This is a genomic window from Nocardioides sp. Z40_12 (assembly GCF_058215795.1).
In genome coordinates this window covers 1-12,594 of record NZ_JBZAJA010000007.1, presented here as the reverse complement: position 1 = coordinate 12,594, position 12,594 = coordinate 1, and the positions used below count along the sequence as shown (strand labels likewise).

The 12,594-nt window shown below is 73.9% G+C and carries 13 protein-coding genes; 6 read left to right on the top strand and 7 right to left on the bottom strand.

Features of this window, described 5'->3' with window-relative positions; genetic code table 11:
• The first annotated feature begins 6 nt into the window (after positions 1 to 6).
• Together AC4BG9_RS13610 and AC4BG9_RS13605 are read left to right on the top strand one after the other, a co-directional pair.
• Positions 7 to 588 (top strand): hypothetical protein, encoded by a 582-nt coding sequence (locus tag AC4BG9_RS13610; RefSeq protein WP_490571649.1) that lies wholly within the window; start codon positions 7 to 9, stop codon positions 586 to 588.
• Positions 588 to 3,293 (top strand): stealth conserved region 3 domain-containing protein, encoded by a 2,706-nt coding sequence (locus AC4BG9_RS13605; RefSeq protein ID WP_490571648.1) that lies wholly within the window; start codon positions 588 to 590, stop codon positions 3,291 to 3,293. Before AC4BG9_RS13610 ends, AC4BG9_RS13605 begins: the two co-directional genes overlap by 1 nt.
• Before the next feature lie 39 nt (positions 3,294 to 3,332).
• Here the strand turns inward: AC4BG9_RS13605 and AC4BG9_RS13600 are convergent, their stop codons facing one another.
• From AC4BG9_RS13600 to AC4BG9_RS13590, 3 genes are read right to left on the bottom strand one after another with little or no spacing between them, the layout of a single operon-like run.
• On the bottom strand, positions 3,333 to 4,400 hold the full coding sequence (locus AC4BG9_RS13600) for a sulfotransferase family protein (RefSeq protein WP_490571647.1): 1,068 nt from the start codon (positions 4,398 to 4,400) through the stop codon (positions 3,333 to 3,335).
• A gap of 10 nt (positions 4,401 to 4,410) precedes the next feature.
• A complete protein-coding gene (locus AC4BG9_RS13595; RefSeq protein ID WP_490571646.1) occupies positions 4,411 to 4,992 on the bottom strand; it encodes a mycothiol transferase in 582 nt (193 codons plus the stop codon).
• The gene (locus tag AC4BG9_RS13590; protein WP_490571645.1) at positions 4,989 to 6,071 is read right to left on the bottom strand and encodes a DNA polymerase domain-containing protein; all 1,083 of its coding nucleotides are present in this window, start codon (positions 6,069 to 6,071) and stop codon (positions 4,989 to 4,991) included. Before AC4BG9_RS13590 ends, AC4BG9_RS13595 begins: the two co-directional genes overlap by 4 nt.
• A 59-nt stretch (positions 6,072 to 6,130) precedes the next feature.
• Here AC4BG9_RS13590 and msrB point away from each other — a divergent pair, with 59 nt between their 5' ends.
• Positions 6,131 to 6,547 carry a peptide-methionine (R)-S-oxide reductase MsrB gene (gene msrB / locus AC4BG9_RS13585; RefSeq protein WP_490571644.1) on the top strand — a complete coding sequence of 139 codons (417 nt, stop codon included), beginning with the start codon at positions 6,131 to 6,133 and terminating at the stop codon, positions 6,545 to 6,547.
• Between the two features lie 76 nt (positions 6,548 to 6,623).
• Here the strand turns inward: msrB and AC4BG9_RS13580 are convergent, their stop codons facing one another.
• From AC4BG9_RS13580 to hemQ, 4 genes are all read right to left on the bottom strand, one after another.
• Complete coding sequence (locus tag AC4BG9_RS13580; RefSeq protein WP_490571643.1) at positions 6,624 to 7,178, bottom strand: glycosyl-4,4'-diaponeurosporenoate acyltransferase CrtO family protein; 555 nt, start codon at positions 7,176 to 7,178, stop codon at positions 6,624 to 6,626.
• 48 nt (positions 7,179 to 7,226) lie between these two features.
• Positions 7,227 to 8,582: a hypothetical protein gene (locus tag AC4BG9_RS13575; protein WP_490571642.1), complete on the bottom strand. Its 1,356-nt coding sequence runs from the start codon at positions 8,580 to 8,582 to the stop codon at positions 7,227 to 7,229.
• Positions 8,583 to 8,642: 60 nt separating this feature from the next.
• Positions 8,643 to 9,503, bottom strand: coding sequence for a hypothetical protein (locus AC4BG9_RS13570; protein ID WP_490571641.1), 861 nt, complete (start codon positions 9,501 to 9,503; stop codon positions 8,643 to 8,645).
• Positions 9,504 to 9,564: 61 nt separating this feature from the next.
• Positions 9,565 to 10,296 carry a hydrogen peroxide-dependent heme synthase gene (hemQ, locus tag AC4BG9_RS13565; protein WP_490571640.1) on the bottom strand — a complete coding sequence of 244 codons (732 nt, stop codon included), beginning with the start codon at positions 10,294 to 10,296 and terminating at the stop codon, positions 9,565 to 9,567.
• Between the two features lie 142 nt (positions 10,297 to 10,438).
• Between hemQ and AC4BG9_RS13560 the strand changes: the two genes are divergently transcribed.
• From AC4BG9_RS13560 to AC4BG9_RS13550, 3 genes are all read left to right on the top strand, one after another.
• Complete coding sequence (locus AC4BG9_RS13560) at positions 10,439 to 10,939, top strand: hypothetical protein (RefSeq protein WP_490571639.1); 501 nt, start codon at positions 10,439 to 10,441, stop codon at positions 10,937 to 10,939.
• A 58-nt stretch (positions 10,940 to 10,997) separates the two neighbouring features.
• Positions 10,998 to 11,858, top strand: a complete 861-nt coding sequence (locus AC4BG9_RS13555; protein ID WP_490571638.1) for an AraC family transcriptional regulator — start codon at positions 10,998 to 11,000, stop codon at positions 11,856 to 11,858.
• A gap of 109 nt (positions 11,859 to 11,967) precedes the next feature.
• Positions 11,968 to 12,354, top strand: a complete 387-nt coding sequence (locus AC4BG9_RS13550) for a hypothetical protein (protein WP_490571637.1) — start codon at positions 11,968 to 11,970, stop codon at positions 12,352 to 12,354.
• Positions 12,355 to 12,594: the final 240 nt, after the last annotated feature.

Below are 12,594 nucleotides of genomic sequence, written 5' to 3'. Positions count from 1 at the left end.
GGTGGCATGAGCCAGAGCGGCGACAGCACGCGCAACGAGCGGATCGACGACGGCATCGGCACCTACGACGTGGTGATCCTCGCCGAGCACGAGGTGAGCGCCAGTGACGCGCAGCAGATCCACAGCCTGCACGAGGAGATCGTCGACGAGGTCGTCTACCACGTGCTGATCCCGATCGAGGACGCCGCGGCGCGCGTCGAGGCGGCGATGGGCACCCTCGGCACCGGAGAGCTGCTGGCCGCCCCCGCGGTGATGACCGACTTCGACTACGAGGCCGTCCGCCACGAGTGCGAGGACCGCGCGGCCCAGGAGCTGACCACCAGCCTCGCGGCCCTCTCCTCGACCGGCGCCCGCGCGGTCGGCAAGGCCATCACCGACCCGCCGGTGGACGCGCTCGAGGCCCTGGTGAAGCAGGTCGACGGGCGGGAGGTCATCATCCTGACCCGGCCCCACGTGGTCGCGGAGTTCTTCCACGTCGACTGGTCCTCGCGGGCCCGTCGCAAGATCGGGGTCCCGGTCCTCCACCTGCTGGAGCAGGAGAACTTCGACGAGCAGGCCGGCGGCGGCGAGGGCGTCACCGGGCTCTGATGCGGCGGCTCCTGCGGCGACGCGCCGGCGACCGGCTGCGCATCGCCTTCCTGGTCCTCAACCTGGACGGCATGGGCGGCACCTCCCGCTCGGCGATCACCCAGGCGGGCGCGCTCGCCGCCCGGCACGACGTCAGCCTGGTCAGCGTCACCCGCACCGCCGACGCCCCGCACTACGCCGTCGACCCCCGCGTCGAGGTCCGCTACCTGGCCGACCTGCGCACCCCGCACCCCGACGGGCTCGACCGGCGTCCGTCGGTGCTGGTCCCGGCGCGGTGGGACGGGCAGTTCTCCGCGCTCACCGACGCCGCCCTCACCGCGGCCCTGCCCGACCTCGACGTCGACGTGCTGGTCACGGTCACCCCGGCGCTGCTCGCCGCCGCCGTCCAGCTCACCCCCGACCGGGTGGCGGTGGTCCACCAGGAGCACCGCTCCTCGGCCGACCGGGTGGGTGGCATGGAGCCGCTGCTCGCCTTCGCCCCGCGGGCCGACGCGGTGGCCCTGCTCACCGAGTCGTCGGCCGCCTGGCTGGCCCACGAGCTGGGTCCGGTCGCCCCCGAGCTGCTGGTGATGCCCAACCCGCTGCCGGCGGCCCCGCAGCCGCGCTCCGCGCTCGACGGGCGCCTGGTGGTGGCGGCGGGCAGGATCGTCGCGGAGAAGCAGTTCATCCACCTCGTGCGCGCCTTCGGCCGCCTCGACGCCCCCGGCTGGCGGCTGCGGATCCTCGGCGACGGCCCGCTGCGCGGCGAGCTGCTGGCCCAGGTCGCCAAGCTCGGCCTCGAGGACCGGGTCGAGCTCCCGGGAGCCGTCGACGACATGCGCGCCGAGTGGGCGGCCGCCTCCGTCTGCGCTCTCAGCTCGCGGACCGAGGGCTTCCCGCTGGTCGCCCAGGAGGCGATGTCGGCCGGGGTCCCCGTGGTCACCTACGACTGCCCCTCGGGCCCGCGAGAGCTCGTGGAGCACGAGGTGAGCGGGCTGCTGGTCAGCGCCGGCGCCAAGGCGGGGCTCGCCTCGGCGCTGGGTCGCCTGACCGCCGACGAGGAGCTGCTGCAGCGCCTCGGGAAGGGCGCCCACGACGCCGCCCAGGCCTATCACCCCGAGGTGATCGCCGCCCGCTGGGAGGAGGTCTTCACCCGGGTCGCCGGCCGCCGCGAGGGGCGCAGCCGGATGGAGGCCGCGGCCGCCGCCGGGCCGCCCGGCTCCCGGCTCCGCGTCGGTCGGCACACCCAGGAGCGCGCCCCCGGGGTCGCCGTCCCGCTGGTGACCCCCGAGGAGTCGCGCCGCGAGGCGCTGGACCTGCTGGTCGCCGCCGCGGCCGGGTTCGACGGGTGGTTCGTGGTGCCCCCGCACGGGGCTGACCCCACCACGGTGGTGGTCCCCGCCGAGCACCGGCAGGGCGTCCTCTCCCGCCTGGTCGGGGCGCCGGACCACCTCTCGCTCCTCGACCCCGGCGACCACGGGTGGCCCGAGCGACGGCTGCCGGTCGCGGAGATGGTGGCCCTCCAGTCGCGGGCGATGACCGCCCGGCTGGCGCTGGAGCCCTGGCCGCGGGGCGAGGACGGCCGGCCCAGCCACCTGCGCGGAGCCGGCGCCTGGCTGGAGTTCTGGGACCGCGACGGCGACCTGCTGGTGGCCCCCCGGCTCCCGGCCTACGCGGCCGAGGTGCCGGTCGGCGCGGCGACCGCGACCGCGACCGTGCACGAGCGCGAGGTGCCGACGCTGCCGCTGATGGCCGCGCCCCGGGTCGACGAGTGCCGCTTCCCGGTGGACGTCGTCTACACCTGGGTCGACGCCGAGGATCCCGCCTGGAACGCCGCTCGCCAGGCCCGGCTGGAGCGGGCCGACGGGACGGAGCGGCGCCGGGAGGCCAGCGGGCACGCCCGCTTCCGCAGCTGGGACGAGCTGCGCTACTCGATGCGCAGCGTCCACCTCTTCGCGCCGTGGGTGCGCACCATCCACCTCGTCACCGCCGGCCAGCGCCCGGCGTGGCTGGCCGACGAGGCCCTGGAGTCGGGCCGGGTCCGGCTGGTCGACCACCGCGAGATCCTGCCGGCCGACGCCCTGCCCACCTTCAACTCCCAGGCGATCGAGACCGGGCTGCACCGGGTGCCCGGCCTGGCCGAGCACTTCGTCTACCTCAACGACGACGTCTTCCTCGGCCGGCCGCTCGGGCCCGAGGCGTTCTTCTCCCCCGGCGGCGACTTCGCGGCGTTCGTCGCCGACGGCCTGATCGGGCTGCCGACCGACGACCCCGAGCAGCTGCGGCCCTTCCTCCAGGCCGCGGCCAACAACCGCCGGCTGCTGCAGGCGGAGCTGGGGGTGACCATCACCCGGGTGATGGCGCACTCCCCGCACCCGCACCGCGTCTCGGTGCTCACCGAGGTCGCCGAGCGCTACGCCGCCGCGGTGGACGCCACCGCGCACGCCCCCTTCCGCTCACCGACCGACGTCTCGATGCTCAGCTCCCTGGCCCAGCACCACGGGCTGGCCACCGGCACCGCCTACGCCGGTCGGGCCGAGCACGCCTTCATCGACCTGAGCAACGCCCGGGTGGAGCGGCAGCTGCGTCAGCTGCGTGCCCGGGACAAGGACTTCTTCTGCGTCGGCGACCACCACGACTTCGCGCTCGACGCCGAGGAGGTCGACCGGGTGCTCGGGGAGTTCCTGGAGCACTACTTCCCGGTCCCCGCCCCCTGGGAGCGCTGAGCGCCGCAGCGGAGAGGCTCCGCGAGGTTGGGGCCGGGGTCAGCGACCGCGGAGCCGGGCGACCAGCCGGTTGGGCAGCGAGCGGCGCAGCGCGGCGTTCTCCGCGCGGAGCTCCTCAACCTCGCGGCGCACCTGCGCCAGCTCGGCCTCCTTGTTGCGTCGCACCTCGCGGCGACCCGCGGTGACCCGCGCCGTGGTGGCGTCCATCGCCATCGCCTCGGCGTGCTCGAACATCTCGGCGTACTTCTCCCGCAGCTCGCCGAGCTCGGCGAGGGCGCGGTCGTCGTGCGGGGTCTCGACCAGCGTGTTCATCGCCTGCCAGGTGCGCTCGGCGAGGTCGCGCAGGGCGGCCGGCACGGCGAGGTCGTCCCAGGTGATCGCCGACCGGTTGAGCCGGGCGTCGATGAAGTCGTCGACCTCGTGGTGGGCGCGGTCGGACAGGTCGGCGGAGTAGACCAGCCCCAGCTGCTCGCCGGCCCGCGCCATCGCCGTGCGCCAGTCCTCGATCAGCTCCGGGTAGCGGACGAAGGCCCGCGCCTGCTCCCGGGTGGCGAGCTCGGTCAGGTGGGCGGCGTTGACCCAGGCGGCCACGTTGGCCGTCTCGCGCTGGCGCCGGAACTTCGGCGTCTGCTCGGTCAGGTAGGCGGTGTCGCGCGAGCGCACCACCTCGGTGGGGTGGCGCAGCATGGTGAGCGTGACCACGTCGGCCCCCAGACCGGCGGCCACCTCGGTCCAGACCGGGAGGATCCAGAAGGCGCGCGGGTCCTTGACCAGGATCTGGCCCTGGTGCAGCGCGGGGTCGAGCTGCTCGCCGAGCCACTCGCGCAGGCGGGCCTCCACCTCGGGGGCGGAGCCGGCCGCGATCGCGATCTCGGCGGCGTCCGGGCGGGTGTCGATGGTGCGCACCGGGACGGGGTTGAGGACGTCCTTGTGGAACTCGGTGACCCACAGCGGCTCGTAGTAGCCGCGCGGGTTGGCGTCGTCCGCGGGCACCTCGGGCTGGGGGATGTGGAGCCCGAGCCGCTTGAGGGTGCCGGCGACGCTGCTGGTCCCGCTGCGGCCCGAGCCGGTGACCAGGACGAGCTTGGGGCGGTTGGGAGGAGTCACGGGGTGCAGGCTAGTCGGTGCCCGGGGTCGCACCGGCGCCGCGGCCGAGCTCGGCGACCACGTCCAGGTGGCCGGCGTGGCGGGCGTACTCGGTCAGCACGTGGAAGCAGATCCACTCCAGGGTCGGGGGGTGCTCGGTGAACCGCCCCCCGACCGCCGCGCGGGCCGTCAGGGGATGCTCGCGGAGGATCTGCCGGGTTTGCTCGGCCACGGCCTCGATGCGTTCCGCGAGCCGTTCGGCCGTGACGGCGTCCGGGACCTCCCAGCGCGCGTCCCCGCGCACCTCGTGGGGGTCGTCGGGTCGCTGCGGGTCCTCGGTGTTCCAGTCGCCCCACGGGTCGCGGACCGGCTCGGCGAGGAAGCCCCAGACGAACCAGCGCTGCTCCACGTGCATCAGGTGCGAGAGCAGCTCGAGGGGCGACCAGCCCGACGGCACGAGGACCCGGCGCCGCTCGCCGGCGTGCATCTCCAGGACCGTCGTCACGACGTCGGCGCGGAGCCAGTCGAGGTAGTCGCTCCACCGCTCCGCACCGGCGGCCCCGAACCGGCCCGGCTCGTGCCGGCCGCCGGGCGCCCGGCCCTCCCCGCTCACGGCTCGACCCGGTTGCCGTCGTCGTCCCAGTGCTCGGCGACCTTCTTGCTCGGCTGCACCCGGGGCGGCTCGCCCGGCATCTTGGGGTGGTCGGGCGGGTAGTTGAGCTCGCGCGGGTCGGCCTCCCACAGCTCGAGCAGCGGAGCGAGGTCGTGGGCGACGTCGTCGATCTCGCGCCACGGGTCGCCGGAGGAGGCCAGCCGCTCCGGCACGGTGAGGAGGTTGAAGGCCCGCGGGTCCTTGACGTCGTCCAGCTCCTCCCAGGCGACCGGGGTGGAGACCGGAGCCCCGGGCAGCGGCCGCAGGGAGTATGCCGAGGCGATGGTGCGGTCGCGGGTGTTCTGGTTGTAGTCGACGAAGATCCGCTCGCCCCGCTCCTCCTTCCACCAGGCGGTGGTCACGCCGTCGTCGTGCTTCTCCAGCTCGCGGCCGAGGGCGATGGCGGCGTGCCGGACGTCGGGGAACTCCCACTCGGGACGGATGCGGGCGAAGACGTGGAGCCCCCGGTTGCCGCTGGTCTTGACGAACGGCCGGATGCCGAGACCGGTGAGCAGCTCGCGGGCGACCTGCGCCACCCGCACCACGTCGCCGAACGAGGTGCCGGGCTGCGGATCGAGGTCGATGCGCAGCTCGTCGGGACGGTCCACGTCGGCGCTCCGCACCGGCCACGGGTGGAAGGTGAGGGTGCCCATGTGGGCGCACCACACGGCCACCGCGACCTCGGTCGGGCAGATCTCCCGCGCCGTGCGCCCGGAGGGGAAGGTGATCTCCACCGACTCGATCCAGTCGGGCGCCCCCTTGGCGATCCGCTTCTGGTAGAACGCCTCGGCGTCCTTGTCCTGCGGCCCGGTCGCCAGCTGGAAGCCCTCACGCACGCCCGAGGGCCACCGCTCCAGCGCGGTGGGCCGGTCGCGCAGGGCCCGCATCAGGCCCTCCCCGACGTCGGCGAAGTACTGAGCGACCTCGACCTTGGTGATCGCGGGCGTCCCCTCGGTCGCCTCGTAGATCACCCGCTCGGGGGAGGAGACCCGGACCTCCCGCTCCCCCGCCTGCACAAACGCCTCCGCCGCCTTCGCCATGGGCCCATCATGGCCTCCGGCGGCGACAGGGGCCACCACGCGATGGATACCCTCTGCCCATGGGCTACCAGGTGGAGAAGACCGACGAGCAGTGGCGCGCAGAGCTGACCCCCGAGGAGTACGCCGTGCTCCGCCAGGCGGGCACCGAGCGCGCCTTCACCGGTGAGTACAACGACACCGACACCCCCGGCACCTACTCCTGCCGCGCCTGCGGGCACGAGCTCTTCGAGGCCCAGACCAAGTTCCACTCCGGGTGCGGCTGGCCCAGCTTCTACGAGCCGCTGACCGACACCATCGAGTACATCGAGGACACCTCCCACGGCATGAAGCGGGTGGAGGTGCGCTGCGCCAGCTGCGGCTCCCACCTGGGCCACGTCTTCCCGGACGGCTACGGCACGCCCACCGGCGACCGCTACTGCATCAACTCGCTCAGCCTCACCCTGAAGCCGGCGCAGGACGCCTCGCCCTCGCAGTGAGCCCGATCCGGCGGCCGTCGACCGCCGCCGCGTCGAGATGCCTCGCCTGATCCTCCGGCTCCACAGCTCGGGGTGACTAGGTCTTCCTGGCGAGCCTGACCGCTAGGGAGTGAAGGCGGGCACGCAAGAGCCGCTGCAGCAGCGCCGGGTACAGGTGCAGGGGCAGCCCGAGGGCCGCCAGCCACACCGCGCCGCGCCATTGCCCTGCCGAGAGGACGCCGAGAGCCACGGCCGCCGCAACGAGAAGGCAGATGCTGTGGCCGACCTCGGAGCGACGTGTGTGCTGCTCGAGCTCATCCAGGCCCTCCCGCGTGCCGTCGAACCCCCGTTCCCTCGCGATGACCCGGTTCCATCCGATGACGTCGAGCAGCTTCCCGAACAGTCGGACCCCCAGTGCCGGGTAGAGCCGCACCTCCCAGGGCCTGACCCGGAGCCACCCGTGGTCCGGGATCCGTACCCGCGGGCCGACGACCGAGGACACCCACGCCATCAGGATGAAATGAGTGACCCAGGCGAAGGCGAACCCGGTCGGGCCGATGAAGGCCCACGCCGCTGCGATGCCTCCGGCCGCGAGTGCCGTGGTCAGCGACGCGACCAGCATGACGCGCGCTGACGTGAGGGGGTGGGACACGCGAGAAGGCTATAGAGGCCGGATCGGGTGCCGGGACAGGTGACTCCCTCAGCGCTCGCAGCCCTTCCTCACCTCGGCCCGGCAGCTGTCCGTGCCGCGGAAGCCGTGCGCCCAGTCGCGGCCCGGGCCACCGATCAGGCGGTCGTCGCCCCATGCGCCGCCGAGGCTGTCGCGGCCCCGGCCGCCCGCGAAGTCCGCCCGCTTGTTGCGGCAGGTCTCGGAGAAGTCGAAGTACTCGTAGAAGATGTCCGGGAACACCCGGACCCGGTCGCGACCCGCGAGGGCCCGGACCTTCATCCGGCAGCCCTCCACGTAGATCCGGTCGGCCCGCGAGCTGCCGCGGACCGTCACGTCGCGCGCCAGAGCGTAGATCCCGGCGAACCCGTCGATCTGCACGTCGGCGCCCGGGCGGCCCACGTCGACCCGGCCCCGGCCGAGGTCGACCGCCATCCGGCGGGAGTCGCTGCCGATCTGCAGGTCGTTGCGGCCGGAGCCGCCGGCGAGGCGTCCGGTGGGTCGGGTGACCTCCATGATCGCCATCCGGTCGTCGCCGCCGCCCAGCTCGACGTCGTAAGCCGTGTGGCCGCCGGGGTCGGTGGCCAGGTAGAGGACGTCGCCGCCGCCGTGACCGCGGTAGGTGAACGACTCCGGCGCCGGCCCGTACAGGGTCACCTCGTCGAACCCGGCCCAGTCGAGCCACCGGGCGCCGTCGTCGGTGGCCGTCCGGGCGGCGGCGTCCAGCACGTAGTCGCCGCCGTCTCCGACCAGGTAGAGGACGTCGTAGGCCCGGTGACCGCTCCCCGGCCCCGCGTCGGGTCGCGCGGTGGCCGAGAGTCCCGCCCAGTTCAGGCTGTCGGGCCCGGCACCGAGCTCGACCACGTCCTCGTTGACCGCCGCCCCCCGCTGACCGCTGACGACGTGGTCGCCGCCCGCGCCGGTGGAGATGCGGTCCAGGTCGGTGTCGAGGTGCTCGAACTCCGGACCTCGCGCGCCGGCTTCGACCCGGTCCTCCTCGGGCCCCCCGAGGAACTCGTCCGCCCCGGCGCCCAGGACCACGTCGGAGTAGCCCCGCGACGCGCTGGCGTCCACGACGTCGTCGCCCGGGCCGGCGTCGATCGTCACCGAGCTGTAGCGGGGGGTGTCGGTCACGCAGATGACGTCGTTCCCCGCGCCGGTCTCGACCTCCTGGTCGCCCGCGGTGAGGAGCACGTCGTCGCCGGGGGTGCCGGTGCCGCCCACCTGGGTGACGGGCAGCCCCCGGCAGGTCGCCGGGCCCGCCCCGCCCGCCGGCACGGGGAGCCAGCAGGCGGCGAAGGCGGCCAGGACGGCCACCGCGGGGGCGGTGGTGCGACGGGCCATCCGGCCGCGTTCACTGGGGTGCGCGGGGTGCTCGGTCCTGCTCATGGTTCCTCCCGGGTCGTCGTTGCTGGTGTGACGCCCCGCGCGCCCGGAAAGTTGTGCCGCTCAGTCGTCGGCCGGCACGAGCGCGGAGCGGACCTCGACCAGGCCCTCCCCGTGGGCCGCGTCGACCCACTCCTGCAGCGTGCCGTCGTCGTGGACCACGGTCAGCAGCACCCGGTCGCCCCAGGCCGAGGAGCTGAGGACGCCGGGGAGGTCCTGGAGCTGGGTGGTCAGCGCGACGAGCTCGTCCTCGTCGTAGCGCGCCTGCTGGACGCAGAGCGCGCCGCCCCAGCTCTTGCGCAGCGTCGCCTCCGCGCCTGCGGGGTCCTTGGTGACCCGTACGTTGACGATCTGCCGCTTGGGCATGGTGGGGTCGCCGTCCAGCCACGCCTCCGCGTAGCCGGGCAGCTGACCGGCTCGCCGCAGCGTCTCGTCGAGCGCCGCGGACGAGGTCTTCGCCGGGTCCTCGACCCGCCAGCCACCGGCCGGCTCGGGACACGCGGTGCCCGGGGTCTCCTCGACCGTGACGGGCCCGTCGTACAGCGCCACCGGCACCGCCTCGGTGACCTTCAGCGTCTTGCCGTCCCAGGTGCCGGTGAGCGCGAACTGGCCGTACCGCACACTGCCGCTGGTCTCGTGCTCGGGATGGTCCTCCCAGCTCCAGTCGGAGAGCCGCTGCCCGTCGCACTGCGGGGGCTCCGAGGCCGCGACCGCGCCCAGGCAGACGACCGGCAGGTCACCCTGGTCGAGCACCAGGACCGGTCCCCGGGTGGTCACCTGACCCTCGGCCTCGGGCACCTGGGTGGGGGCGGAGGCGACCGCCTCCTCCGCGTCGTCCGGGGTCTCGGCCTCCGTCCCGCATCCGGTCAGCCCGGCGAGGACCAGGGCGAGGACGGGCAGCAGCAGGCGGGGGCGCAGGGGCATGCCCTGATCATGGCATCCTCCGCTCCCCGAGGGGGCCCGGCGACGTGACCGGGGAGAGGCGTCAGGGCAGCCGAGCGAGGAGCTCGGCCACCGAGGCACGGGCGCCGGTGTAGAACGGCACCTCCTCGCGGACGTGCCGCCGAGCGTCGGAGGCCCGCAGGTGGCGCATCAGGTCGACGATGCGGTGCAGCTCGTCGGCCTCGAAGGCGAGCATCCACTCGTAGTCGCCGAGGGCGAAGCTGGCCACGGTGTTGGCGCGGACGTCGGCGAAGCCGCGGGCCATCTGGCCGTGCTCGGAGAGCATCCGGCGGCGCTCGGAGTCCTCGAGCAGGTACCACTCGTAGGAGCGGACGAACGGGTAGACGCAGATGTGGGCGCGGGGATCCTCGTCGGCGAGGAACGCGGGGATGTGGCTGCGGTTGAACTCCGCCGGCCGGTGCAGCGCCATCTGCGACCAGACCGGCTCGAGGCGCCGGCCGAAGGCGGTGCGGCGCAGGGCGTTGTACGCCGCCTGCAGCGGCTCGCTGTCCGCGGCGTGCCACCAGACCATCAGGTCGGCGTCGGCCCGCAGCCCGCTCACGTCGTAGGTGCCGCGGACCACCACCCCGTCGGCCGCCAGCTTGGCGAACAGCTCCTCGACCTCGGCCGCCTCGGCGGCCCGGTCGGCGTCGCCGAGCAGGTCCCGCAGCTTGAAGACCGACCACATCGTGTAGCGGATCGAGTCGTTGAGCTCGTTGATGCGCGCGGCGTTGCTCTGGCCGGCGGTGGTCTGCTCCGGGGTGGTGTCGGTCATGTCCCCCATTGTGCGCTGGTGACGCAGACCACAGCACCCGGCCCCGGCCGGGACGCGGTGAGACCCACCTGACAGATGGCGTGGGGCCTGCCATCCTTGCCAGCGGCCCGTGGGGAGCGGGCCGGACCTGGGAGGGTTACCGATGAAGGCTCTTGTGCGACCCCTGACCGTGTGCGCACTGCTCACCGCCCTGACCCTGACCGGGTGCGGTGGCGAGGACGAGCCGGCGGAGCAGGCGGGCTCCGGCGCCGCGGGCGACCCGACGCCGGCCGACGCGGACGCCGGCAAGACCGACAAGGGCGGCAAGGGCGGCAAGGGCGGCAAGGGCGGCAAGAAGCCGAAGGCCCAGAAGCTGCCCGCGGACTTCCCGGCGGAGGTGCCCCTGGCTGACGGCCTCGTCTCCGTCGCCGGCAAGGAGGCCGGGACCTGGCTGGTGCAGGTGGAGGTCGAGGCGCCGTACGAGGAGGTCCGCGACAGCGCGATCGACCAGCTGCTGGGCGCGGGCTTCACCGAGGAGACCCGCAGCGAGGCCGGGGAGAGCAGCGTGATGCTCACGGCCACCGGCGCCGGGTACGACGTCACGCTGACGGTCGCCGAGACCGGCGACGCCAGCACGGTGCTCTACGCCGTGACCTCGGCCTGACCGCAACGGGCACCGAAGGTCGGACACGCGGGGCGGCGACCCGCCTAGCGTGGCCGACATGATCACCGCGCTCAACCAGGTCGTCGACGCGGTCGAGGAGCACCTCGACCGCGAGCTCGACGTCCCCGCCCTCGCCCGGCGGCTCGCCACCACCGAGTACCACCTGCGGCGGATGTTCTCCGCCCTCGCCGGGATGCCGTTGTCGGACTACGTGCGCCGGCGTCGGATGACGGCAGCGGCGCACGACCTGCTGGCGGGGAACGACGACCTGCTCACCGTGGCCGTCCGCTACGGCTACGGCTCGGCCGAGGCGTTCGGTCGCGCCTTCCGCAGCGTCCACGGCGCCACCCCCGGCGCCGTACGACGTGACGGTGGGCCGCTGCGCGCCCAGACCCCGCTCCGCTTCCGCCTCTCTGTCGAAGGGAGGTCTCCGATGGAGACCCGCCTCGTCCAGCGCCCTGCCTTCCGGCTCGTGGGCCATGCCGCCCGCGTCCCGCTCCTCCACCGCGGGATCAACCCGCACATCCAGCGGCACGTCACCTCGCTCCCGGCGCAGGAGCACCGGCGCCTGAAGGAGATGTCCGACGGCGAACCGGCGGGCCTCCTCCAGGTCATGGCGGACCTGGATCCGGACGGCCGGGAGGACACCGAGCTGACCTACCTGCACGGGGTGGTGAGCAGTCGGCACGCCCCGGACCTCGACGTCCTCGAGGTGCCCGCGCTGACCTGGGCCGTCTTCCGGACCAGCGGCAGCCATCCCTCGGTGCTGCAGGAGACCTGGGCGGCCACGGCCACCGAGTGGTTCCCCTCCAACCCGTGGCGACTGGTGCCCGGCCCCTCGATCGTGGCGATCCTGGAACGTGCCGAGGACTTCTCGACCGCCACCTGCGAGCTCTGGCTGCCGGTCGAGCCGGGCTGAGCCACCCGTCGCCGGACTTGCCTCGCCGGGACGTGCCTCGCCGGGACCTGCACAGGACCTTCACGGCTTCGCCACCACTCGCGACCGCCACCGCTCCTACGGTGGTGACATGTCACCGAAGAGCGCCTACCGCCTCGGACTCGCCCTGGCCGTCGCCACTCCCCTGGTGCTGCTGCTCACCGCCGGCGCCCTCGGCATCATCGGGTCCGGGGGCAGGCAGGATCGGGTCTACGTCGTGGTCCTGGCCGTCGTCCTGCTGGGCTCAGCCCTGGCCAGGCTGCGCGCCCCCGCCATGGTGCTGGTCATGCTGGCCAGCGCCCTGACCCAGGCGGTGGTGACGGCGACCGTGCTCCTCGCCGGGGTGCACGAGGACGTCGGAGGGGAGGTCGGCGACCTCCTCGGCGTCAACGCCATGTTCGTGGCGCTCTTGATCGCCGCCGCCTGGCTCTTCCACCTCTCAGCACGCCCGGCCGTCTCCGCGCCGGCGCGCGGGTGAAGCCGGTCAGACGCGTCGGCTGAAACGGACGCCGCCGTCGGGAAGCCTGTGGGTGGCGTGTCCCGGGTCGTGGGCCCGATGGTGGTGGAAGGGGCAGAGGAAGAGCAGGTCGCGCAGATCGGTCTGCCTGCTGATCGCCCAGGGTTCGTTCTGGTGATGGGCTTTGGTCTTGCCCGGGTTTCACGGACAGTTACTTGATGATGCTGCGTAGGAACGGGGTGGGACGTAGCCCAGGGATGA

What these genes read in the sequence shown, in the direction of transcription:
- AC4BG9_RS13610 (WP_490571649.1), top strand. Translation starts at nt 7, where the DNA reads ATGAGCCAGAGCGGCGACAGCACGCGCAACGAGCGGATCGACGACGGC.
- AC4BG9_RS13605 (WP_490571648.1), top strand. Translation starts at nt 588, where the DNA reads ATGCGGCGGCTCCTGCGGCGACGCGCCGGCGACCGGCTGCGCATCGCC.
- AC4BG9_RS13590 (WP_490571645.1), bottom strand. Translation starts at nt 6,071, where the DNA reads ATGGCGAAGGCGGCGGAGGCGTTTGTGCAGGCGGGGGAGCGGGAGGTC.
- msrB (WP_490571644.1), top strand. Translation starts at nt 6,131, where the DNA reads ATGGGCTACCAGGTGGAGAAGACCGACGAGCAGTGGCGCGCAGAGCTG.
- AC4BG9_RS13575 (WP_490571642.1), bottom strand. Translation starts at nt 8,582, where the DNA reads ATGAGCAGGACCGAGCACCCCGCGCACCCCAGTGAACGCGGCCGGATG.
- AC4BG9_RS13570 (WP_490571641.1), bottom strand. Translation starts at nt 9,503, where the DNA reads ATGCCCCTGCGCCCCCGCCTGCTGCTGCCCGTCCTCGCCCTGGTCCTC.
- hemQ (WP_490571640.1), bottom strand. Translation starts at nt 10,296, where the DNA reads ATGACCGACACCACCCCGGAGCAGACCACCGCCGGCCAGAGCAACGCC.
- AC4BG9_RS13560 (WP_490571639.1), top strand. Translation starts at nt 10,439, where the DNA reads ATGAAGGCTCTTGTGCGACCCCTGACCGTGTGCGCACTGCTCACCGCC.
- AC4BG9_RS13555 (WP_490571638.1), top strand. Translation starts at nt 10,998, where the DNA reads ATGATCACCGCGCTCAACCAGGTCGTCGACGCGGTCGAGGAGCACCTC.
- AC4BG9_RS13550 (WP_490571637.1), top strand. Translation starts at nt 11,968, where the DNA reads ATGTCACCGAAGAGCGCCTACCGCCTCGGACTCGCCCTGGCCGTCGCC.